The sequence below is a fragment of the Agrobacterium sp. CGMCC 11546 genome (genome assembly GCF_013365515.1).
GTDB classification, from domain to species: domain Bacteria; phylum Pseudomonadota; class Alphaproteobacteria; order Rhizobiales; family Rhizobiaceae; genus Agrobacterium; species Agrobacterium fabrum.
The window spans coordinates 1,099,059-1,120,615 of sequence record NZ_CP047387.1 but is presented as its reverse complement, the minus strand read 5'-3'; the positions used below and the strand labels follow the sequence as shown (position 1 = coordinate 1,120,615).

Sequence of the window (21,557 nt, the reverse complement as noted above, 5' to 3'; positions counted from 1 at the left end):
TGATGAGCTTTTCAACCCAGGCGGCCCGCACGATGGAGCTTCTGAAGGCAACGCCCGGCTGGCGTCGCATCCAGTCTCTTCGCGGCGATTGCGATGATGCCTTGGTAACGGCCATCCTCGACGAAGCGGCGCGTTTTGCCGAAACCGTCCTCGAACCGCTCAATACACCCGCCGATCGTCAAGGCTGCACCGTGGTCGGTGGCCGCGTTCGCGTTCCCACCGGCTTTACCGATGCCTTTCGGCGGCATGCGGGCGATGGCTGGCTGGCCATGGATGTGCCGGAACGCTTTGGCGGTCAGGCTCTGCCGCTGGTGTTACAGGCCACCTGCGCTCCGCTTTTCGAACGGGGCTGCGTGGCGCTGATGATGGCGTCCGGCTCGACCCGCGCCGCCTGTCACCTTCTTGCCGAGACCGCGGAAGGAGCCGTTGCGGACGAATGGGTGCCGCGCCTTGCGGCGGGGGAATGGGCCGCCACCATCTGCATTTCCGAGCCTGATGCCGGTTCCGACCTCGCCCGTCTGCGCAGTCGCGCCGTCTTCAGGGAAGGCGCATGGCGCATCGAGGGTCGGAAAATCTGGATATCCTTCGGCGACCATGACATGGCGATGCGTATCGGCCATTGTCTTCTCGCCCGCACCGGCGAAGAAACCGGGACGCGCGGCCTCAGCCTTTTCCTTGTGCCGGATGAGATCGATGGCGAACGCAACGGCGTCACCGTCGAGCGTATCGAGGAAAAAATGGGGCTGCACGGCTCGCCTACCTGCGCGCTGCGTTTCGACGGTGCCCGCGGCCTCTTGCTGGGTGAGGAAGGGCGCGGGCTGGCGCAGCTTTTCGCCATGATCGAATTGATGCGGTTGCAGACCGGCTGTCAGGGGCTGGGACTAGCCTCGGCCGCCATCGATATTGCCGAAACCTATGCGCGGGAGCGCCAGCAAGGCGGCGATCCGGCAAAACCCGCCATCGCCATCGCACACCACCCCGATATTCGCCGCCAGCTTCAGGAAGCCCGTCTGCGCACGGAAACATTGCGGGCAGCAACACTGGAACTCGCAACAGTCATGGATCTTGCCCGCATGGAGCCGAAGGAAGAGCTGCGCGGCGATCTGCAGGCGCTCTCGCGCTGGCTGCTGCCGCTTGTCAAGAATTTCGGTGCGGATGCCGGCTTTACCGTCTCCAATCAGGCCATCCAGATACTCGGCGGCGCGGGTTACACCCGGGAATGGCCGCTTGAGCAATATCTGCGCGATGCCCGGGTGATGACGATCTATGAAGGCACCACCGGCATGCAGGCGATCGACCTTCTGACAAGACGACTGTGGCGGGAAGGCGGAAAAGGTCTCGACGTTTTTCTGAAACGCGCCCGCAGCGAACTCGCTGATTACCGGTCCGACAAAACCAAAGCGGCAGCATCCGTGCTGGATGCTTTCGAGGCCGAGAGCCGACGCATGGCGGCGCTGGAAAACGAGCCGGAAACCGGCCTCTGGCAGGCCAACAACTATCTGAACGCCGCCTGGGAGGCATTCGCCGCATGGATGACCGTGCGGGTCGAAGGCGTCGCGGATGCGCAGGCACGGCGGACGGGAAAAGCGGCCTGACGTCACGAAAAGAATGAGACGCATTTTTCAGGGCTGTCACCGACGCCCGATCATTGGGAGGGAAGACAATGAATAAACGCATCAACACATGGATGGCAACTGCCGTCGCCTTGACGATCACAGCAAGCTCCGCCTTTGCCGATGTGACCATCGGCGTGACCATACCAACCACTGGGCCGGGTGCTGCGCTCGGCATTCCGCTCAAGCAATCGATCGAATTCTGGCCGGCCGATATTGATGGCGAAAAGCTGAAGGTCATCCTGCTCGACGATGCCGGCGATCCGTCCGTCGCAACCACCAATGCCCGGCGTTTTGCCAGTGACGACAAGGTCGATGTTATCGTCGGTTCGGCGCTGACGCCGGCAGCCATTGCCGTCGCCGGCGTTGCCAATGAGACGGAAGTTCCGCATTTCGCGCTGTCGCCGATCCCGCCGACGGCAACGAAGAAATGGAACTTCGTCATGCCGCAATTTTCCACGGTTCTGGTGAAGAGCATGTTTGCGCGCATGCAGAAGGACGGCGTCAAACGTGTCGCCTTTATCGGTTTTGCCGATTCCTACGGCCAACAATGGGTCGATGCGCTGAAGGCTACCGGCAAGGACTACGGCCTCGAACTGGTCGCGGAGGAGCGTTATGCGCGCGCCGACACGTCCGTTTCGGGTCAGGTGCTGAAGTCGCTTGCCGCACGTCCGGACGCCATCTTCATCGGCGCTTCCGGCACGGGCGCCGCCCTGCCCCAGATCGGGGTGCGCGAGCGCGGTTTCAAGGGCAAGGTCTATGTCGTTTCCGGCGCCGTAACATTCGATTTCCTGCGCATTGCCGGCAAGGCCGTCGACAATACCGTGTTTGCGTCCGGTCCGGTCATGGTCGCGGAAGATCAGCCGGACAGCGCGCCGACCAAACAGGAAGGCCTCGCTTATCTCAAGGCTTTCGAAGGCAAGTTCGGCCCCAACACCCGCACCCAGTTCGGCTCGCATGTCTGGGACGTCATGGTGATCCTCAAGAAGGCCGTTCCGGTGGCGTTGAAAAAGGCAAAGCCCGGCACTGCCGAATTCCGCGCCGCCCTTCGCGACGCCATTGAGACCAGCGGTCCGTATAACGCCACCCACGGCGTCTACGAATTCACCGCCGACAATCATTACGGGCTCGACCAGCGCGGGGTCGTGTTGCTGACAGCGGCCGACGGCAAATTCGTGTTGCTGCCGGACAATAAATAAAGCTCCCCATTCAAGACGGGCCGGGAGCCTGCTCCCGGCTCGAACGCGCAGCCGCAGACCCGGCGAGCCCGATGGCAGTTCGCCGGTCATCGAAAATGCCCATCGCGCATCACGCAAGGCCAAACCAAAGGGTGTATTTTGGACGCGACAATTGCCACTTTCCTGATCCAGGACGGCGTCACCAACGGCGCGATTTATGCGCTGCTGGGCCTTGCCATCGTTCTGGTTTTCTCGGTCACGCGGGTGATCTTCATTCCGCAGGGTGAGTTCGTCGCCCATGGCGCTTTGACCCTGGCGCTGCTGGATGCCGGCCGTGTGCCGGGCACGCTGAACCTGCTGCTGTGCATGGGCGTCGTCGCTCTTGTGCTGGATCTGTGGGCAACGCGGCGGGACATGCGCCTTCCGCGACTGTTGCAGGCGCTTGCCGTCAACCTTGCCCTGCCCGGCGCGATTTACGGGCTCGTCGCAATTCTGGCGCCCATGCAGCTCCCCTCGTTCCTGCGTGCCATGATTACCATCGCGATCATCGCGCCCATGGGATATTACGTCTATCGCATCGCCTACCGGCCGCTTTCCGATGCTTCCGTTCTCGTTCTGCTGATTGCCTCCGTCGGTGTGCATCTGGCGTTGATGGGCCTCGGGCTCGCTTTCTTCGGTCCGGAAGGCCTGCGCGCGGCGGCGCTCAGTGATGGTGGTTTCACGCTGGGGCCAATGCTCGTTACTGCCCAGAGCATTTTCATCTATCTCGCGACCATCCTCGTCATGATCGGTCTTTACCTGTTTTTCGAAAAGACACTGCTCGGCAAGGCGCTGAAAGCAACGGCGATCAACCGGCTCGGCGCCCGTCTCGTCGGTGTTCGAACGGAACTCACCGGCGTCACCGCCTTTGTGCTGGCCGCAGCCATAGCCGCGATTTCCGGCGTATTGGTCGGGCCAATCACGACCATCTTCTATGATACGGGCTTCCTCATTGGTCTCAAGGGTTTTGTCGCTGCCATTCTCGGCGGCATGGCGAGCTTTCCCGTCACGGCGGTTGCGGCGGTGGGCGTTGGACTCATCGAGGCTTTCGCCTCCTTTTTTGCTAGCGACTTCAAGGAGATCATCGTGTTCGGCCTCATCGTGCCCGTTTTGATCTGGCTTTCCTTCGGCGCAAGCCATCATGAGGAAGAGTGACATGACCTCAGGTAAACATCTCTATCCTGCGGTAGCTGCGCTTTTTCTCGTCGCCATCTTTCCGCTTCTGCCTGTTCCACCCTTCTGGGTGACGCTCGCCAACAATATCGGCCTTGCTTCGCTTGTCGCCATCGGGCTCGTGCTGTTGACCGGCGTCGGCGGCATGACCTCTTTCGGTCAGGCAGCATTCTGTGGTTTCGGCGCCTATACAACGGCGGTTCTGACCTCTGCCTACGGCTTCTCGCCCTGGCTGACCTTGCCGCTGTCCCTCCTCGTCGGCGCGGTTGTCGCCCTGCCGCTGGGCTTGATGACGGTTCGGCTATCTGGCCACTACCTGCCGCTTGGCACCATCGCCTGGGGTCTTGCGATTTATTACCTGTTCGGCCGCATCGAACTTCTCGGCCGTTATGACGGAATTTCAGGCATACCGCCGCTATCGCTTGGCGGCGAAGCGCTGATGAGCAGCAGTTCGATCTATTACATCATCTGGATCTTCGTCATCGCGGTGGCGATCGGCGCACAGAACCTGCTCGACAGTCGCGTCGGGCGCGGCATTCGCGCTCTGCGCGGCGGTTCGCAGGCGGCGGAGGCCTTCGGAGTCAATATCGAGCGCGCCAAGCTTACCGTCTTCGTGTTTGCGGCCGTGGTGGCCGCGCTTTCCGGCTGGCTTTACGCCCATATGCAGCGATCGATCAACCCGACCCCCTTCGGCCTCGACATGGGCATCACCTATATGCTGATGGCCGTGGTGGGCGGCTCCGGCCGTGTTGTCGGGGCGATCTTCGGCGCAAGTGTCGTGCTGGTGTTGAAGGAGGTGCTGCAACGGGTACTGCCCGGCCTCCTCGGCACATCGGTCAATTTCGAAATGATCGTATTCGGTGTGCTGCTCGTCCTTATCCTGCAGCTTTCCCGTGATGGTCTCTGGCCGCTTCTGGAAAGATACCTGCCCGCGCGGCCGCCCCGCACCATCAGGCGTGATGGCGAAGCGCTGGACAGACGCCCCATGCCGCAGACGGGCAGCCCGCTGGTGCGGGTCGAAAGGGTCCGCAAGGCCTTTGGCGGGTTGACAGCGGTCAATGATGTCAGCTTCGACATCAAGGCCGGGCAGATCATCGGCCTGATCGGCCCGAATGGCGCCGGCAAGAGCACCACCTTCAACCTCATCACCGGCATCCTCAACCTGTCCGGTGGAGAAGTCACCTATCAGGGACAAAGATTGTCGGGCCTCAATCCGCGGCTGATCGCACGACGGGGCATTGCCAGAACCTTCCAGCACGCCAAGGTGCTGCCGACAATGTCTGTTCTGGAGAATGTGGCGCTGGGCGCACATCTGCGCGGCAATGCGGGCATGTTCCGCAGCTTCTTCCGGCTCGAACGCAGGCAGGAGCAGGCCCTTCTGGCCGAAGCAGCCGACCAGCTTGACCGCGTCGGCCTCGGCGCCCATCGCGACCGTCCGGCCGGCGACCTCGCGCTCGGGCAGATCCGTATCCTTGAAATTGCCCGCGCGCTCTGCCTCAACCCGACCCTGCTGTTGCTCGATGAACCGGCGGCAGGCCTGCGCCACGGCGAAAAACAGGAGTTGGGCGATCTCCTGAAAAAACTGCGGGCCGAAGGTGTGAGCGTGCTGCTCGTCGAGCACGACATGGGCTTCGTCATGGGGCTGGTCGATCATATCGTCGTGCTGGACTTCGGCACGTTGATCGCCGAAGGCAAGCCTGCGGACATAAGGCAACATCCGGCCGTGATCGCGGCCTATCTCGGGGGTGCGGCGTGAGCGGAAATCTACTCGATATCAGGGACATCCATGTCGCTTACGGTCGCGCCGAGGTGGTGCATGGCATATCGCTTTCCATGGCCGCAGGTAGCATCGTCACCGTCATCGGGGCGAATGGGGCCGGCAAGACGACGCTGCTCAATGCCATCATGGGCGTGATCCCCTCGCGCGGGACCATTCTTTACGACGGCGCGCCGGTGCCCGATACCATCGAGGGCCGGGTTGCCGCCGGCCTTTGTCTGGTGCCGGAAAAGCGCGAATTGTTCGGATCGATGACGGTCGAGGACAATATCGAACTCGGCGGTTTCCTGCGCTCACGCCAAGAGCGCAACGAAACCCGTGAAGAGGTCCATGCACTCTTCCCGCGCCTTCGCGAGCGCAGCAAGCAGCTTGCCGGAACGCTTTCCGGCGGCGAAAGGCAGATGCTGGCGCTCGCCCGAGCACTGATGAGCCGGCCGAGACTGCTGCTGCTGGATGAGCCAAGCCTCGGGCTTGCGCCGTTGATCGTCGCCGAAATCCTGCGCATCGTCGCCGAACTGCGCCGTACCGGCGTCTCCATCCTGCTGGTCGAACAGAACGCCCGCGCCGCGCTTGAAATCGCCGACGAGGCCTATCTCGTTGAGCTCGGCGAGGTCCGCCGCTCAGGCCCTGCCGCTGAACTCGCCGTCGATCCGGCACTGATGGCAAGCTATCTCGGCCCCGGTGAACACGCCGTCTAGAGAGCCCTCCCTCCGGATGAGAACGGGTTCCCGTCGCTGACGGACGGACTGGTCGTGATGCGCTGATGTCTGAAACACAGCGCCGCCGTCACATGCACATTTCAGGCAGCGGTTCGATGGACCAGAAGAGCAAAACCGACGACCGCATGCTCACGGAGTGATGTCGGAGATATCCACCGATACGGGTGTGTGCAGCGGGTAAAGGACGGCGTCTCCACCACGTCCCGTCTGCCACATCGTCATGGCGAATCTGCCGGAGGGCGCAAGCGGCGTCAGCCTGTGATGCATGACACCGTGACGATAGGTGACGATCTGGCTGGGGCTTGCCAGAAAGGCCTTTATGGTGGATTCGTCCGGCATCCCGTCCTCACCTGCTTCGCAAACCACGATCAGAGATGACGACTGGTCGAGCGGCAGAAAAGTCTGGCTGGAGAATGGATGTATTTCCATTTGCGAAATGACCGGCGAACCCGACATTGCCTTCGCGTGTACGAGTTGAAGCACTGGTGTTTTTGCTTCGCCGGTTCCCTCATAGGCATCCGCAAGCGACACCAGATTTTCAAGTTCGGAGATGTCGGCGACAGAGCCGTAGGGCGCGAAGGCTTCCGCTGTCAGCGGCCTGGCGGCAACGGTCTTCATCAGGCTGCTCCGCTGAAGGCAAGCTGCACTTTCATGCTTTTTGCGCGGTCACCGGCAAGATCGAAAGCCTCGCGGGCCTGATCGAACGGCAATGTGGCGCTGATCAAAGGCTTAACGTCGATCAGGCCACGTCCCATCATATTCACCGCCTGGGCAAATTCCTCGTGGAAGCGGAACGTTCCGCGCAGCTGCAGCTCTTTAGCAACGATGAGGTTCATCGGAATGGTGAAGTCTCCGCCAAGACCGAGCTGGACGATAATACCGCCCGGCCGGAGCAGATCCAGCGCCGGGACAAGTGCCGCGTGATTGCCGGAGGCTTCGAACAGGACGTCGAAGACGCCTTTTTCAAACCGGTATTTCTCAAGCATGCCGGCATCGCGCAGGATGTTGACGGCTTCATCCGCGCCGATACGTCGCGCCAGCTCGAGCGGTGCGTCGGCGACATCGGTAACGACGATATGCGCCGCGCCGGCAAGACGGGCAACGAGCAGGCTAAGCATGCCGATCGGCCCGGCACCGGTTATCAGCACCGTCTTGCCCAGAAGCGATCCCGCCTGACGCGCGGCATGGAGGCACACGGCCAAAGGCTCGGCCATGGCTGCCTCACCCATGGAAAGTCCGTCGGCGATCTGTACCGGTTGCGTCGAATGGACCGTCACGACTTCACGGAAACCGCCCTGAACATGGGGGGAGCGCATGGCGCTGCCCATGAAGCGCATGTCCAGGCACTGATTCTGCCTGCCCTCAGCGCAATAGCGGCAGGTGCCGCAAGGCAGGCTCGGATTGACGGCCACGCGCATGCCGGGCACGAGATGCGAGACCGAACTGCCCACCTCAACCACCGTACCGGCAAACTCATGACCGAGCGCCATCGGCTCTCGAACGCGCACCGTACCGAAGCCGCCATGGTTATAATAATGCAGATCCGAGCCGCAAATTCCGCCGACGGCAACAGCCACCCGCACCTCGTCCGTGGCAAGTGGCTGGCCAGCAACGTCCTCTACCCGCAGGTCTTTTGCTGCATGAATGACGACTCCGCGCATGCGCGTCTCCTCCCGTCAATTTCTGTTGTTATCAAGGATGGGGGCGGTTCTAGAGAACCGACAGCATTCCACCATCGACATAGATTATCTGGCCATTGACGTAGTCGGAGGCCGAAGCAGACAGGAACACGGCGGTTCCGACAAGTTCCTGCGGCTTGCCCCAGCGTTTCGCGGGCGTGCGCGCCTTCACCCAGGCGTCAAATTCCGGATTGTCGATCAATGCCTGATTCATGTCGGTCAGCATGTAGCCGGGGCCGATGGCGTTCGCCTGAATGCCGTATTGCGCCCATTCCGCCGCCATGGCGCGGGTCAGCATCTTGATGCCGCCCTTGGCCACGGTGTAGGGCGCCACCGTCGCGCGGGCCAGTTCGCTGGTCAGGGAGCCGATATTGACGATCTTGCCATATCCCCGCGGGATCATCCGTTTTGCCGCCTCACGGCCAATCATGAAGGCGCTAGTGAGGTTGGTGTCGATTACCCGCTGCCAGTCGGCCGTCTCCAGCTCGATCATCGGCTTGCGGAACTGGATGCCGGCATTGTTGACGAGAATGTCGACGTCTATCCCCTGCTCATCAAGCCTGGCGAAAGCCTCAATGATTTTGCTTTCGGAGGTGACGTCAAAGGCGACCGCCTCGGCGTCATGGCCGGCATTGCGAAACTCCTGAACCGTTTGCGCGACACGCGACGGATCGGTGCCGTTGATGAGGATGCGTGCCCCCGCGACGGCAAGTCCTTCCGCCATTGCGCGGCCGAGGCCGCGTGAAGAACCGGTAACAAGCGCCGTGCGCCCGGAGAGATCGAAGATGGTCTGATTGCTCATGATGCCTTCCTCACAGCGTGCTGACGCGGACCGTCAGGTCCGGCCGCTCGAAGACCTTGGGCAGCAATTCGGTCCCGAGGCCGGGTCCTTCCATCGGCAGCACGAAGCCGTTTTCGATGACGGGCAGATTTGTCACCAGCTCGCTGTACCAGCCGGTATAAAAAGCGCGCACCGACTCCTGGATCATGGTGTTGGTCTGTGAAAAAGAGGAATGAACGGCTGCGGCATAGGCGACGGGCCCGGTGCAATCATGCGGCGCGTAAGGGCGATGATAGGTGTCGGCCAGTGCGGCGATCTTGCGGCCTTCGGTCAGACCACCTGTCCAGACGAGGTCGGTCATGACGATGCCGATCGCGCCGGCTTCCAGCATGTCCTTATAGGGGAAACGGGAACCGAGGGTTTCCGAGGCACAGATCGGCACGCTGGTGGAGGCGGCGAGTTCCGAAAGGGCGGATACCGAGTTCATCCGTATCGGATCTTCGTACCAGGTCGGGTCGAAGGCCTCGAGTTCGCGGGCGATCTTCTTGATCGTCGGCAGGTTCCAGAGGCTGTGAAACTCCACCATGATCTGCATGCGGTCACCCACACGTTTGCGTATCTGCTCGAACGGCAAAAGGGCTGCGCGCAGCTGCTCGCTGGTGATATAGCGTCCGTCGTTTTCGATGGCGGCGGGATCGAAGGGCCAGATCTTCATGGCCGAAATGCCCTGCTCCAGCAGGTTTTCGGCAAGCGCGCCCGCATCCGTCATGAAAGCCCTGAGATCTTCATAGGGGCCTTCGGCATCGTCGCGAAAATTCCAGGTATCGACCGGCTTGATTTTGTTGGACCGCACGTAACCGTAACCGGCGCAGGTGTTGTAGACGGGTATACGATCGTGGCAGAGGCCGCCCAGCATCTGATGGACCGGCTGGTTGCAGACCTTGCCGAAAATATCCCACAGCGCCAGATCGATCGCCGAAGCCGCACGATATTCGGCACCGGTCGAGGCCTGCGCCATCGGCAGATTCACCAGTTCGCGGGAATGCGCCTCAATCCGCATCGGGTCGCGGCCAAGCAGGCGACCGGCGAGCACATCGTGGATATGAGCCTCGACCGCGCCTGCGCCATAGAAGGTTTCACCCAGCCCGATCACCCCGGCATCGGTGTGGATGCGCACCCAAAGCACATTTGAGAACTCCTCGGTCCGCAAAGTTTCGACAGACGTAATCTTCATTAGCTCCTCCGCGCGCCCAGCTCGGTCGCGTCTCCCGATTGACTGACCAGCCTCCCAGCCAGTCTCGACCAGGACAATAATGTCGCTTGTAAAATTTCACAACATGTTTTATAGCGATTTATGTACTGAGTTTGTTGACCGCGACGGGAGGAGACCGGAGATGGCACGCAAGCAGACGAAACCCGAACTGGTAACGGACGGGGAAAAGCCGAAGCGGGCAAACCGCGTCAACTTCTTCGATCTCGCTTATGAGCGCATCGAGGAACTGCTGATCAATTGCGAGCTGAAGCCCGGTCGGCAACTGACATTGCAGGAATTGCAGGATGCCACGGGGCTGGGCCGGACGCCGGTTCATAATGCCGTCAGCCGTCTTGCCGCCGATACGCTGCTGGTCGTGCTGCCCCGCCACGGCCTCAGGGTCGCGCCGATCGATCTGGCGCGTGAACGCCTGCTGCTACAGCTTCGTCGGGACATGGAACGCTTCGTCATGCGGCTGGCGGTGGAGCGGGCAAGCCTCTCCCATCGCAATCAGATGCTGCATATTGAACGTGCCCTGCGTGAACGGCGGGAGCAGATCACGCTCAGCGAATTCAACCTGCTCGACCGTCGGATCGACCAGATTTTGCTGGCGGCGGCGAACGAACCTTTCCTCGAACATACCCTGCGGCCTCTGCACACGATCTATCGGCGCATCGGCTTCATTCACCACACGGTGACACATGGAAAATCCGACCTGACGCAGACAGTCGACTGCCATCTTTCGGTCCTGAATGCCGTCGCGAACCGCCATCTGGACACGGCGCTTGCCGCAACGGACGCCTTGGTCGGCTTCGTCGATTCCATGTTCGATGAAATGGAGACGGGTATAGACCCTCGCCTGCTGGATTGCAGCATCGAACCGATTTTCAAGATTTGAGACAGCGGCACCATTGGATGTGCGACATCCGTCCGCCACGAAGAAAGATTTCTGAAATACATATTTTACAATGACTTATGGCGCTCGGGAGGCGCCAAAAAAAAGCTCAGGGAGGAGCATGGATGAGCAATATCGTAAAATCCTTGATTGCGGCCACAATGGCGACGGCGCTTGCATCCTGGGCAGCGCCGGCGCTGGCCAAGGACAAGATCACCTTCGCCGCCGCGGTTTTTGCGGAAGCCGGACGTGGCGACCGGGTCAAGGCCTGGATCCAGAAGTTCAACGAAAGTCAGGACAAGGTCGAAGTTGAACCCATCGCAATTCCGTTTTCCAGCCTCGCCAACACTGTCTTCACCCAGATGGGCGGCGGTGGCGGACCGGACCTCGTACGCTTCGACCAGACCGATTTCTTCGCCGCCATTCCATCCGGTCGCCTGCTGCCGCTCGATGATATGATCAGCGACAAGGATCACGAATTCCTGGGGCCGGACCGCTTCATGAAGGTGAAGGACGTCCGTTACGGTCTGCTGTTCGACACGACGGGTTATGCGCTGCTGTACAACAAGGACATCCTGCCGGAACCACCGAAGGATTTCGAAAGCTTCCTGGCGGCCGCCAAGGAGAAAACCAAGGACGGCGTGTATGGTTATGCCTACCGCGCCACGATGGCGGAGCGCGCCGGTTTCTGGCAGGATCTCTGCAACTACGTCTTCGGATTTGGCGGTCGCTGGAGCGACAAGGACGGCAAGCTCACGCTCAACAGCCCTGACGTCATCAAGGGCGTTACCGCCTACAAGCAGGTTTATGATGCCGCCGTGACGCCACGCGGCGCGGATGCGGCCACCTATCGCCGCATGTTCTGGGAAGGCAAGATCGCCATGAATGTCGACAACGGCGGCGTGGCGGCAATCTTCAACCAGAACGCCCCGCAGCTCAATTTCGCCGCAGCACCCTCGCCTTTCCCGGACAAGGCGCAGGGCCTCATCATGACCGCTCTCGTGGTCAACGCCAACACGAAGCACAAGGATGCTGCGGGCGCCTTCATCAAATGGGCCTATTCCCCCGAGAACCAGAAAGGCCTTCAGGCCGCCATGGGGACGGGTGTCGGCACCAAGATCGACATGTCTGCCGAAGAGCAGGCAAAGCGGCCATGGCTGAAGGTCTATGAAGGCCAGATGCAGAACGCCCTTCCGCAGCTCGTGATGGGACATGAGGGCAAGACGCCCGAAATCCAGCAGATCGTGCTCGAGCAGGTGTTGAAGGTGCTTCTCGAAAATGCCGATCCAAAGGACGCCATGGATCGCGCCCAAACGCTGGTGGAGCGACGCGTCCTTCGCTGAGATCGATGCGGAGGCTGACTGATCGGCCTCCGCAACCCCGGCTCTATTTCCATCGAGGTCAGTTATGAAACGTGCCCAGCTCGCAGGAGCAAGGCTCGACGGTCATCCGTTGACTCCTTATCTCTTCGCCGCACCGGTCGGCATTTATCTCCTGCTGTTTCAGTTTTATCCGCTGGTCCAGCAGTTCTTAATGAGCTTCACCGCCACCGACCTGCTGACGCCCAACGTCAACCCGTTCGTCGGTATCGAGAATTATTCCTTCCTGATCGAGGATGGCGAATTGTGGAAGGTCCTGTGGATCACGGCGATCTATACCGTCGCCTGCGTGATCTTTGCCATCGGCACGGGTCTCGGTTCGGCCATGCTGCTCGATTCCCCCTTTTTCGGCCGGGGTATTGCCCGGGCGCTGATCACCGTTCCCTGGGCCGCGCCATCCGTTGCCGTCGCGCTGGTGTTCACCTGGATATTCAATTCGCAATACGGCATTTTCAATCGGGTTCTCACCGGTCTCGGCCTTCCCTTCGGCGGCGAGAACTGGCTCGACGATCCGAACCTCGCCCTACCGGCTATCCTGCTCACCACCGTCTGGCAGATATTTCCCTTCTCGTCCGTGGTGATCCTTGCGGCGCTGCAGGGCGTGCCGCATGAGCTTAAAGAAGCTGCCGTCATCGATGGTGCGGACCGGCTCAACATCTTCAAGACCGCCACATGGCCGACCATCCAGCCGACCGTGCTGATGCTGACGCTGTTCGTCACCATCTGGTCGCTGCGCCGCTTCGACCTCATCTGGCTGATGACGCAGGGCGGCCCGATCGGCGCGACCAATACGCTCGTCATCGAGCTTTATCGCCAGGGTTTCGTCTATCGCGATCTCGGATCGGCGGCCTCCATCGGCATGATCGGCCTGTCGATCGCGCTTCTGGTCACCGTCATCTATTTCAAGGTCACCCGGATGACTGAACAGGCACAGGGAAAGCGTTGATGAATACCACCGGCAACGCCCACTATGTCCGCATCCTCGCTGTCCTCTTCATGCTCGGCTTCGCGGCTTTTCCGATCTACTGGATGTTCGTCACGTCCATGACGCCGTCCTCGGAACTCTTCGCGCCCTTTCCACGGCTCGTGCCTGACTGGTCGCAGCTTGGAATATATCTCGAGGTTTTCGATACCATCCCGGTGACGACATGGCTGAAGAACAGCTTTCTGGTCGCCACAGGCACCACCGTCCTCAGCATCCTGCTTGCCGTCCTGCCGGCTTACGCCCTTTCCCGCTTCCGGTTTGCAGGACTTGCGATACTGGGCTTTGCATTGTTTGCGACGCAGATGCTGCCGGAAGCCATGCTTGTCGTGCCGCTCTATTCGATATTCGGCGACCTCAACCTGCTCAATACGATCCCTGGTCTCGTGCTGGCAAACACCGCCTTCGTGGTGCCTGTGATCACCTGGATCATCAAGGGTGCGATCGACGGCATTCCGATCGAGATCGAAGAGGCGGCAAGGGTCGATGGCTGCTCGCGTCTCGATATTGTGCTCGGCATCATCATTCCGCTGATTGCACCGACGCTCGCTGCCGCTGCCGTCATCTCTTTCTTCCACGGCTGGAACGAATATGTCTTCGCGCAGACCCTGATCAGCAGTGAAAACCTCAGGACGGCTTCCGTCGGGCTCGCCAGTTTTGTCGGCGAACTCTCCACCCCCATCCATTCCGTCATGGCAGTGGGGGTGATCTACACCCTGCCCGCCATCGTCTTTTACCTCTTTGCCCAACGCTACGTGGTCGCCGGAATGACCGCCGGCAGTGTCAAAGGCTGACAGGAAAACCAGATGCCCGCTATTGAACTCAATAATATCTCGAAGAAATTCGGTGCGAAGGAAGTCATTCGTGACATCAATGTCTCGATCGAAGAGGGAGATTTCCTCGTCCTTCTCGGCCCTTCCGGCTGTGGCAAATCCACGCTTTTGCGTATGCTCGCAGGCCTTGAAAGCATTTCCGGCGGTGAAATCCTGATCGGCGGCAGGCGGGTCGATCAATTGCCGCCCGGTGACCGCGATATCGCCTTCGTGTTTCAGTCCTACGCGCTTTACCCGCATCTTTCCGTGCGCAGGAACATGTCCTTCCCGCTGTTGATGCAGCAGTTTCGCTGGTGGCACCACCTGCCGATCATCGGCGGTCTGGCAAAACGCCGGATCGAGAAATCATCAACCGTCGTCGAAAAAGTCGCCAGGATCGCAAAAATCCTCGGGCTGACGGAGATGCTCGACCGTTTCCCGCGCACGCTTTCCGGCGGACAGCGCCAGCGCGTCGCCCTCGGGCGAGCCATGGTGCGGGAGCCGGAAGTGTTCCTGATGGACGAGCCGCTCTCCAATCTGGACGCCAAGCTTCGAACCTCCATGCGTTCGGAGATTTCACGCCTGCACCAGGAGATCGGTGGAACCTTCGTCTACGTCACGCATGACCAGGTCGAAGCCATGACCATGGGCACAAAAATCGCCCTGATGCGCGACGGCATCATCCAGCAATTCGGAACGGCGCGCGAAATCTATACCGATCCGGCCAATACCTATGTCGCCCGCTTCATCGGCACGCCGCCGATGAACCTGATCGTCACTGACAAAAAGCCTGATGGCCTCTTCATCGGCTCCACCTCCATCCGCGTGGATGTGCCACAGTCGGAGACGGCTTCCACCGTGTTGCTGGGTGTTCGGCCAAACGCCCTCTCCCTGACGACGGAACCGACCGAAGCCTCCCTGCGGGGCGAGGTCGTGATGGTCGAACATATCGGCGCAGATTCGATCATCGCCGTTCGCCTCAAAGACGGCCGCACGGCGCATGACGAGGACGGCGATATGGATGCGGTGATGGTGACCGTTCCCGGATATTGCACGCTTTCACTACGGCAGGAGGTTTCGCTGACGATCGATCCCGATCAGGCCATCCTGTTTTCGGCCGTGACGGGCGAGCGGATCCGGTCGTGACCGTGAACGTGACCGGACCTGCATCAGCGCAACCTTTTTTCAATCTCCAGAAATATCCGCAGCGGGGAGAATAGACATGTCAAAACGGATCGTTTTTCACGGCGAAAATGCCGCCTGTTTCAGCGATGACTTCAAAAACCTGGTGGAGGGCGGCGCGGAAATCGCTCTGCTGCCGGATCAACTCGTCACCGAGGAAGACCGCAACGCCTATCGCAAAGCCGATATCATCGTTGGCGTCAAATTTGATGCATCGTTGCCGACGCCTGAAAGACTGACGCTGTTTCATGTGCCCGGCGCCGGTTATGACGCCGTCAATCTCGACCTGCTGCCGAAAAGCGCGGTCGTGTGCAACTGCTTTGGCCATGATCCCGCAATTGCCGAATATGTGTTTTCAGCCATTCTCAACCGTCATGTTCCGTTGCGCGATGCCGACAACAAATTGCGCGCCGGCCAGTGGGCCTACTGGTCCGGTTCGACCGAGCGCCTGCACGACGAAATGTCCGGAAAAACCATCGGTCTTCTCGGCTTCGGCCATATCGGGAAGGCCATTGCGGTCCGCGCGAAGGCGTTCGGAATGCAGGTCAGCGTCGCCAATCGCAGCCGCGTGGAAACGTCGGATCTGGTAGACCGCTCCTTCACACTAGATCAGCTCAACGAATTCTGGCCGACCGCAGATTTCATCGTCGTCTCCGTACCACTAACGGACACGACACGCGGGATCGTCGATGCGGAGGCTTTCGCAGCGATGAAATCCGGTGCCGTCATCATCAATGTCGGGCGCGGCCCGACCATAGACGAGCAGGCGCTTTATGACGCGCTGAAAGGCGGAACCATCGGCGGTGCGGTCATTGATACCTGGTACGCCTATCCGTCACCCGACGCGCCGACGAGACAACCGTCCGCACTGCCATTCAATCAACTCGAGAACATCATCATGACGCCGCACATGTCCGGCTGGACCAGTGGAACGGTGCGGCGGCGGCAGCAGACGATCGCGGAAAACATCAATCGGCGGCTGAAGGGGCAAGACTGCATCAACATCGTCCGCACCGCGTCTGAATAGCAGATCACCGCATGGCCGGGAGGAGCCGGCCATAAACCACAGCTCAATCAACCAGGGAGAGAGTGATGAGCATCTTTCAGTCTTTTAAATCCGTTGCTGCCGCGATCGCGGTTTGTGCCGGTATCTTCACCGGTTTTTCGGCAAATGCACAGAGCGTCGATGACATCGTCAAGCGCGGCTCGGTGAAGATCGGCGTGCTGGTGGGTGCTCCGCCCTTCGGCTCGGTGGACGCGCAGGGAAATCCGGTCGGGTATGATGCCGATGTCGCAACGCTGATCGGCAAATATCTCGGCGTACCGGTCACCATGGTCCAACTGACGCCGCCATCGCGCATTCCGGCTCTGGAATCCGGCAAGGTGGACTTCCTTGTCGCGACGCTGGCGCCGACGCCGGAGCGCGCCAAGGCGGTGATGTTCACCAACCCCTACAGCGCCTTCCAGGTGGGGATCTATTCCCACAAGGATACCAAGATTGAAAAATGGGAAGACCTGAAAGGCATGACTGTAGGGGTCAATCGCGGGTCGAGCGTCGAGCGCGAATTCGTCAACCGTGAGAAGGAACTTGGCCTGACGATCCTGCGCTTTGATGATGATGCGACGACCATGCAGGCTCTTTTCTCGGGTCAGGTGCAGGCGATCGCCGGGCCGGATGCGCAGGCCAACGCGGCCATCAAGCTGCGCGGCGATACGACGACGGAGATGAAATTCTTCTTCTCCATGCAGCCGAACTCGATGACCGTTCGCAAGGATGCCGTCGACCTGCATCAGTGGCTGAACAATACGATCTACTACATCAAGCAGAATGGCGAGCTGGACACGATTGCCCGCAAATGGGTCGGCACGCCCCTGCCCGTTCTCCCGACGTTCTGATCGGACGGCAAAACTCCGGCGCGCCCTTCCACAGGCGCGCCGGAACAGCGTATTCGGGAGGAGCCAGCATGAATTTTTCACTTCACTTCGAGGCCGTGTTTGCTGAATCGGATCTGATCTGGCGCGGCATCCTGCTGACGATAGGCCTGTCGGCAACCGCGATCGTCTTCGGCACGATGATCGCCGTGGCGCTGGTCGCCATGCGCAGCCTCGGCAACGGCGCCATCCGCTTCGGCGTCGATTCCTATGTCGAACTGCTCAGGAACACGCCGTTTCTCGTCCAGCTCTTCATGGTCTTCTTCGGACTGCCGCTCGTCGGCTTTCGCATGTCCGGGACACAGGCGGCGCTCTTTGCCATGACGCTCAACCTTTCAGCCTATGCGACGGAGATCATTCGCGCCGGCGTGGAGTCCATACACCGCTCTCAGGTCGAGGCGGGCCTGTCGCTCTCGCTCAGCCGCCTTCAGGTGTTTCGTTACGTCGTGATGAAACCGGCCTTTGCAAAAATATGGCCGGCGCTGTCCAGCCAGTTCGTGCTGATGCTTCTGGCATCGAGCATCTGCTCCTTCATCTCTGTGCCGGAGCTTTCCGGTGCGGCGTCGATCATCGAGCAACGGACGTTTCGAAGCTTCGAGACCTATATCGTCGTAACCGTCATCTACCTCCTTCTCGCGCTGGCGCTGAAAATCATTCTCGCATGGCTCGGTCACTGGCTGTTCCGCCGCCGCGTCAAGATTTTCTCCCCGATGACCGTCCAGGAAGGAATTGCCTGATGTCCACATTCGGTTGGCCTGAATTTCTTTTCCTGCTTCGTGGGGCCGGCTGGTCCATCGTCCTGACCGCCATTGCCTTCAGCATCGGCTCGCTGACGGGCGGCTTCTTCGCCATCATGCGGCTTTCGCAATACGGATCGGTCCGCAACGTCGCAGCAGGTTACATCACCATCATTCAGTCGATACCGGTGCTGATGATCCTGTTCATGTCCTATTACGGGTTGACGCTGTTCGGGTTCGAAATACCGCCGCTGCTCGCCGCATCGGTGTCCCTGTCGGTCTATGTTTCGGCCTATCTGGCGGAAATCTGGCGCGGCTCCATTCAGGCGGTGCCAAAGCCGCAATGGGAGGCCTCGGCCTCGCTGGCGCTCACGCGTTTCCAGCAATATCGCTACGTCATCCTGCCGCAGGCGTTGCGGCTTTCCCTGCCTCCGACGGTGGGGTTCCTTGTCCAGCTCGTCAAGAACACCTCCATCGTATCCGTGGTCGGCTTCGTGGAACTCTCCCGCGCAGGCCAGCTCGTCAACAATGCGACGTTCAGACCCTTCCAGGTGTTCTTCGTCGTCGCCCTTCTTTATTTCGCGATCTGCTTCCCGCTATCGCGCCTCAGCCGCCATCTCGAAAGGGTTCTCCATGTCGGTCGTAACAATTGATCAGGTGCACAAGCGTTATGGCGCCCTCGAAGTTCTGAAGGGTGTATCGTTGAACGTCGAAGCGGGACAGGTCGTCGCCATCATCGGGCGCAGCGGTTCCGGCAAGAGCACGATGCTGCGTTGCATCAACGGTCTCGAAGAGTTTCAATCCGGCAATATCACCGCTGCGGGACACAGGGTGGAGCAGGACCAGACAAAACTCAGACAGTTGCGGAAGGACGTCGGCATCGTCTTCCAGAGCTATAATCTCTTTCCGCATCTGACCGTCGGCGAAAACATCATGCTGTCTCCGAAAATAACGCAGGATGTCGCCAGAGCTGATGCCTATGTGCTGGCGCGCAAAGTGCTGGCGCAGGTGGGGCTGGCGGAAAAATTCGACGCTTATCCCGACATGCTGTCGGGCGGACAACAGCAACGTGTTGCCATCGCCCGCTCGCTGGCGATGCGGCCGAAAGTCATGCTGTTCGACGAAGTGACATCCGCTCTCGATCCCGAACTGACGGGAGAAGTGCTACTCGTCATGGAACAGCTGGCGCGGGAAGGCATGACGATGTTGCTGGTGACCCATGAAATGAGCTTTGCCCGCAGCGTCGCACATGTGACCGTCTTCATGCATCAGGGTAAGATCTGGGAAATGGGCGCTTCGAAACAGCTGTTCGAGCAGCCGCAAACGCCAGAACTGCAGGCCTTTCTGTCCAACGGCGTGAAATAACCAGTCGTCCGCTTAATGAACGGGTTTGGCAGACGCAGTCACCAAACCTGCGGAGGCTATTGCTTCAATGCGAATAATAGACGCAACGGAGAGGATATCACTTTTCTTCGTTGCTTCGGCGCGTCCAGACCGTTTGCGGCTCCGCGGTCGTAATCCGAGCTGGTAACATCTCTGCAATAATCTCATCGATCGGAACCCGCGACCGGCGTCTATTCGCTACGTCGCTACGCTATCTGTGGCTCTCGTCATGGTTTCAACGATTGAATCACGATCCGAGATGTATCCTTCACGAAATTTTAGGGGATTGCGGAACACATATGGAACATATAGTGTTCGTTCTGTATTTGTTTCGCGACTTCAACGACGATTCTCAAGGGTATTTTCCTCATGCTCACGCGCAAACAGCAGGAATTGCTTCTCTTCATTCATGAAAGAATGAAAGAGTCCGGCGTGCCGCCCTCCTTCGATGAAATGAAGGACGCACTCGATCTTGCTTCCAAATCCGGCATCCACCGGCTGATCACCGCGCTCGAAGAGCGCGGGTTTATTCGCCGGCTACCTAACAGGGCGCGAGCGCTGGAGGTTATCAAGCTGCCCGAGGCCTATACGCCGGGCGCAAGGCCGCAACGCGGCTTTTCGCCGAGCGTCATCGAAGGCAGCCTTGGAAAACCGAAGGAGCCGGAACCGGCGCCTGCCGTGAAGGCGCCTGCCAATGATTTCGCCGGAGCTGCCACCATTCCCGTCATGGGTCGTATCGCTGCCGGTGTGCCGATTTCCGCCATCCAGAACAATACCCATGATGTGGCCGTGCCGGTGGACATGCTGGGTTCGGGCGAGCACTACGCGCTTGAGGTCAAAGGCGATTCGATGATCGAGGCCGGGATTTTTGACGGCGATACCGTCATCATCCGCAACGGTAATACCGCCAATCCGGGCGATATCGTCGTGGCGCTGGTGGATGATGAAGAAGCCACGCTGAAGCGCTTCCGCCGCAAGGGTGCGTCCATCGCGTTGGAAGCGGCCAATCCTGCCTACGAGACCCGCATTTTTGGACCGGATCGGGTGAAGATTCAGGGCAAGCTGGTCGGGTTGATACGCCGTTACCATTGATAGCTGGAGGCTGCTGCCGGTATTACTGAAACCGAATAGGTTTTCACGGGTAGATTTGGCTTTCGAAATGAATGGCGCATCGTTCCGTTGAATTGATGCGCCTTTTCTTTGTGAGATTGGCAAACGCACTCGTTGCTGCGAAATTCCGTCGTGTATGACGGCCCCTCCATCAATTGGCCTTATGGGAGCCATGGATTCTTTGCGATATTCCAAGGCTCCTTAGCAGGTGTAGAAATGTGCGTTCTATCGGGGAAAACGCCATGTACGATCTTTATATTGCCAACAAGAACTATTCCTCATGGTCATTGCGGCCCTGGGTTTTGATGCGCACGCTTGGCATCGCCTTTGATGAAAAACTCGTTCCCTTTGGCGAAGGTGTTTCCTTCTCCAGCTTTTCGCCGACCGGCAAGGTTCCCTGCCTCGTCGACGAAGGCGTGACGGTCTGGGAAACGCTGTCGATCGCCGAATATCTGGCCGAGAGACATCAGGGCGTCTGGGCAGGCGACAAGCAGGTACGGGCCTGGTCACGCTCTGCGGCGAGTGAAATGCATGCGGGCTTTTCCTCGCTGCGCAATCTCTACCCCATGTCGGTCGGTATCCGCGTAAAACCCAATGCCGGCGATGCCGGGCTTGCGGCCGATATAAAGCGCATCGATGCGCTGTGGAGTGAAGGCCTCGCAAAATTCGGCGGACCGTTTCTCGCCGGTCAGAAATTCACGGCGGTCGACGCTTTCTTCTGCCCGGTGGCGTTCCGTTTCCAGACCTATGGCGCCGATCTTTCGCCGGCGGCGAAGGCCTATTGCGACCGGTTGCTTGCCCTGCCCGCCATGCGCGAATGGTATGAGGCAGGACTGAAGGAGACATGGCGCGATGCCGCGCATGAAGAGGAAATCGGCGGCATTGGCGAGTTGACGTCGGATTTGCGCGCCAAGGCCTGATGATCCCGGCTGGC

At 59.9% G+C, this 21,557-nt stretch carries 21 protein-coding genes; 17 read left to right on the top strand and 4 right to left on the bottom strand.

All coding sequences use genetic code 11. The features are described 5' to 3' along the window. Nucleotides 1-2 precede the first annotated feature (2 nt). From GSF67_RS05605 to GSF67_RS05585, 5 genes are all read left to right on the top strand, one after another. Complete coding sequence (locus GSF67_RS05605; protein ID WP_244399826.1) at nucleotides 3-1,595, top strand: acyl-CoA dehydrogenase family protein; 1,593 nt, start codon at nucleotides 3-5, stop codon at nucleotides 1,593-1,595. Nucleotides 1,596-1,663: 68 nt separating this feature from the next. After that, nucleotides 1,664-2,812 (top strand): ABC transporter substrate-binding protein, encoded by a 1,149-nt coding sequence (locus GSF67_RS05600; protein ID WP_006312500.1) that lies wholly within the window; start codon nucleotides 1,664-1,666, stop codon nucleotides 2,810-2,812. 138 nt (nucleotides 2,813-2,950) lie between these two features. Further along, complete coding sequence (locus tag GSF67_RS05595) at nucleotides 2,951-3,985, top strand: branched-chain amino acid ABC transporter permease (RefSeq protein WP_006312501.1); 1,035 nt, start codon at nucleotides 2,951-2,953, stop codon at nucleotides 3,983-3,985. 1 nt (nucleotide 3,986) lies between these two features. Further along, entirely contained in the window at nucleotides 3,987-5,759 is a 1,773-nt protein-coding gene (locus GSF67_RS05590) for an ATP-binding cassette domain-containing protein (RefSeq protein WP_006312502.1), read from the top strand. Then, on the top strand, nucleotides 5,756-6,478 hold the full coding sequence (locus GSF67_RS05585; protein ID WP_006312503.1) for an ABC transporter ATP-binding protein: 723 nt from the start codon (nucleotides 5,756-5,758) through the stop codon (nucleotides 6,476-6,478). The genes GSF67_RS05590 and GSF67_RS05585 overlap by 4 nt, the downstream gene beginning before the upstream one ends. A 150-nt stretch (nucleotides 6,479-6,628) precedes the next feature. Here the strand turns inward: GSF67_RS05585 and GSF67_RS05580 are convergent, their stop codons facing one another. From GSF67_RS05580 to GSF67_RS05565, 4 genes are read right to left on the bottom strand one after another with little or no spacing between them, the layout of a single operon-like run. Continuing rightward, nucleotides 6,629-7,117 carry an ureidoglycolate lyase gene (locus tag GSF67_RS05580; RefSeq protein ID WP_006312505.1) on the bottom strand — a complete coding sequence of 163 codons (489 nt, stop codon included), beginning with the start codon at nucleotides 7,115-7,117 and terminating at the stop codon, nucleotides 6,629-6,631. Next, entirely contained in the window at nucleotides 7,117-8,160 is a 1,044-nt protein-coding gene (locus GSF67_RS05575) for an L-idonate 5-dehydrogenase (protein ID WP_006312506.1), read from the bottom strand. The genes GSF67_RS05580 and GSF67_RS05575 overlap by 1 nt, the downstream gene beginning before the upstream one ends. A gap of 49 nt (nucleotides 8,161-8,209) precedes the next feature. After that, entirely contained in the window at nucleotides 8,210-8,980 is a 771-nt protein-coding gene (locus GSF67_RS05570; protein WP_006312507.1) for an SDR family oxidoreductase, read from the bottom strand. Nucleotides 8,981-8,990: 10 nt separating this feature from the next. Further along, nucleotides 8,991-10,193, bottom strand: a complete 1,203-nt coding sequence (locus GSF67_RS05565) for a mandelate racemase/muconate lactonizing enzyme family protein (protein ID WP_006312508.1) — start codon at nucleotides 10,191-10,193, stop codon at nucleotides 8,991-8,993. A gap of 160 nt (nucleotides 10,194-10,353) precedes the next feature. Here GSF67_RS05565 and GSF67_RS05560 point away from each other — a divergent pair, with 160 nt between their 5' ends. The 12 genes from GSF67_RS05560 (at nucleotide 10,354) to GSF67_RS05505 (ending at nucleotide 21,543) form a co-directional block, all read left to right on the top strand. After that, a complete protein-coding gene (locus GSF67_RS05560; RefSeq protein ID WP_006312509.1) occupies nucleotides 10,354-11,109 on the top strand; it encodes a GntR family transcriptional regulator in 756 nt (251 codons plus the stop codon). A gap of 122 nt (nucleotides 11,110-11,231) precedes the next feature. Further along, nucleotides 11,232-12,449 (top strand): sugar ABC transporter substrate-binding protein, encoded by a 1,218-nt coding sequence (locus GSF67_RS05555; protein ID WP_006312510.1) that lies wholly within the window; start codon nucleotides 11,232-11,234, stop codon nucleotides 12,447-12,449. Nucleotides 12,450-12,513: 64 nt separating this feature from the next. Then, on the top strand, nucleotides 12,514-13,431 hold the full coding sequence (locus GSF67_RS05550) for a carbohydrate ABC transporter permease (RefSeq protein ID WP_006312511.1): 918 nt from the start codon (nucleotides 12,514-12,516) through the stop codon (nucleotides 13,429-13,431). Then, entirely contained in the window at nucleotides 13,431-14,261 is an 831-nt protein-coding gene (locus tag GSF67_RS05545) for a carbohydrate ABC transporter permease (RefSeq protein WP_006312512.1), read from the top strand. The genes GSF67_RS05550 and GSF67_RS05545 overlap by 1 nt, the downstream gene beginning before the upstream one ends. 12 nt (nucleotides 14,262-14,273) lie before the next feature. Further along, complete coding sequence (locus GSF67_RS05540) at nucleotides 14,274-15,425, top strand: ABC transporter ATP-binding protein (protein WP_006312513.1); 1,152 nt, start codon at nucleotides 14,274-14,276, stop codon at nucleotides 15,423-15,425. Between the two features lie 76 nt (nucleotides 15,426-15,501). Then, the gene (locus GSF67_RS05535) at nucleotides 15,502-16,488 is read left to right on the top strand and encodes a 2-hydroxyacid dehydrogenase (RefSeq protein ID WP_006312514.1); all 987 of its coding nucleotides are present in this window, start codon (nucleotides 15,502-15,504) and stop codon (nucleotides 16,486-16,488) included. Nucleotides 16,489-16,553: 65 nt separating this feature from the next. Further along, nucleotides 16,554-17,357, top strand: a complete 804-nt coding sequence (locus GSF67_RS05530) for a transporter substrate-binding domain-containing protein (RefSeq protein WP_006312515.1) — start codon at nucleotides 16,554-16,556, stop codon at nucleotides 17,355-17,357. Nucleotides 17,358-17,425: 68 nt separating this feature from the next. Further along, a complete protein-coding gene (locus GSF67_RS05525; RefSeq protein WP_006312516.1) occupies nucleotides 17,426-18,130 on the top strand; it encodes an amino acid ABC transporter permease in 705 nt (234 codons plus the stop codon). Next, nucleotides 18,130-18,783: an amino acid ABC transporter permease gene (locus GSF67_RS05520; RefSeq protein WP_006312517.1), complete on the top strand. Its 654-nt coding sequence runs from the start codon at nucleotides 18,130-18,132 to the stop codon at nucleotides 18,781-18,783. The genes GSF67_RS05525 and GSF67_RS05520 overlap by 1 nt, the downstream gene beginning before the upstream one ends. Beyond that, on the top strand, nucleotides 18,764-19,495 hold the full coding sequence (locus GSF67_RS05515) for an amino acid ABC transporter ATP-binding protein (RefSeq protein ID WP_006312518.1): 732 nt from the start codon (nucleotides 18,764-18,766) through the stop codon (nucleotides 19,493-19,495). Before GSF67_RS05520 ends, GSF67_RS05515 begins: the two co-directional genes overlap by 20 nt. A 387-nt stretch (nucleotides 19,496-19,882) precedes the next feature. Then, nucleotides 19,883-20,605 carry a transcriptional repressor LexA gene (lexA, locus tag GSF67_RS05510; RefSeq protein ID WP_006312519.1) on the top strand — a complete coding sequence of 241 codons (723 nt, stop codon included), beginning with the start codon at nucleotides 19,883-19,885 and terminating at the stop codon, nucleotides 20,603-20,605. A 260-nt stretch (nucleotides 20,606-20,865) separates the two neighbouring features. Next, the gene (locus tag GSF67_RS05505) at nucleotides 20,866-21,543 is read left to right on the top strand and encodes a glutathione S-transferase family protein (protein WP_006312520.1); all 678 of its coding nucleotides are present in this window, start codon (nucleotides 20,866-20,868) and stop codon (nucleotides 21,541-21,543) included. Nucleotides 21,544-21,557: the final 14 nt, after the last annotated feature.

Excerpts from the sequence above, each read along its gene's own strand:
- GSF67_RS05605 (WP_244399826.1), top strand. The coding sequence starts at position 3 with ATGAGCTTTTCAACCCAGGCGGCCCGCACGATGGAGCTTCTGAAGGCA.
- GSF67_RS05600 (WP_006312500.1), top strand. The coding sequence starts at position 1,664 with ATGAATAAACGCATCAACACATGGATGGCAACTGCCGTCGCCTTGACG.
- GSF67_RS05590 (WP_006312502.1), top strand. The coding sequence starts at position 3,987 with ATGACCTCAGGTAAACATCTCTATCCTGCGGTAGCTGCGCTTTTTCTC.
- GSF67_RS05580 (WP_006312505.1), bottom strand. The coding sequence starts at position 7,117 with ATGAAGACCGTTGCCGCCAGGCCGCTGACAGCGGAAGCCTTCGCGCCC.
- GSF67_RS05575 (WP_006312506.1), bottom strand. The coding sequence starts at position 8,160 with ATGCGCGGAGTCGTCATTCATGCAGCAAAAGACCTGCGGGTAGAGGAC.
- GSF67_RS05570 (WP_006312507.1), bottom strand. The coding sequence starts at position 8,980 with ATGAGCAATCAGACCATCTTCGATCTCTCCGGGCGCACGGCGCTTGTT.
- GSF67_RS05565 (WP_006312508.1), bottom strand. The coding sequence starts at position 10,193 with ATGAAGATTACGTCTGTCGAAACTTTGCGGACCGAGGAGTTCTCAAAT.
- GSF67_RS05560 (WP_006312509.1), top strand. The coding sequence starts at position 10,354 with ATGGCACGCAAGCAGACGAAACCCGAACTGGTAACGGACGGGGAAAAG.
- GSF67_RS05555 (WP_006312510.1), top strand. The coding sequence starts at position 11,232 with ATGAGCAATATCGTAAAATCCTTGATTGCGGCCACAATGGCGACGGCG.
- GSF67_RS05550 (WP_006312511.1), top strand. The coding sequence starts at position 12,514 with ATGAAACGTGCCCAGCTCGCAGGAGCAAGGCTCGACGGTCATCCGTTG.
- GSF67_RS05545 (WP_006312512.1), top strand. The coding sequence starts at position 13,431 with ATGAATACCACCGGCAACGCCCACTATGTCCGCATCCTCGCTGTCCTC.
- GSF67_RS05540 (WP_006312513.1), top strand. The coding sequence starts at position 14,274 with ATGCCCGCTATTGAACTCAATAATATCTCGAAGAAATTCGGTGCGAAG.
- GSF67_RS05535 (WP_006312514.1), top strand. The coding sequence starts at position 15,502 with ATGTCAAAACGGATCGTTTTTCACGGCGAAAATGCCGCCTGTTTCAGC.
- GSF67_RS05530 (WP_006312515.1), top strand. The coding sequence starts at position 16,554 with ATGAGCATCTTTCAGTCTTTTAAATCCGTTGCTGCCGCGATCGCGGTT.
- GSF67_RS05525 (WP_006312516.1), top strand. The coding sequence starts at position 17,426 with ATGAATTTTTCACTTCACTTCGAGGCCGTGTTTGCTGAATCGGATCTG.
- GSF67_RS05520 (WP_006312517.1), top strand. The coding sequence starts at position 18,130 with ATGTCCACATTCGGTTGGCCTGAATTTCTTTTCCTGCTTCGTGGGGCC.
- GSF67_RS05515 (WP_006312518.1), top strand. The coding sequence starts at position 18,764 with ATGTCGGTCGTAACAATTGATCAGGTGCACAAGCGTTATGGCGCCCTC.
- lexA (WP_006312519.1), top strand. The coding sequence starts at position 19,883 with ATGCTCACGCGCAAACAGCAGGAATTGCTTCTCTTCATTCATGAAAGA.
- GSF67_RS05505 (WP_006312520.1), top strand. The coding sequence starts at position 20,866 with ATGTACGATCTTTATATTGCCAACAAGAACTATTCCTCATGGTCATTG.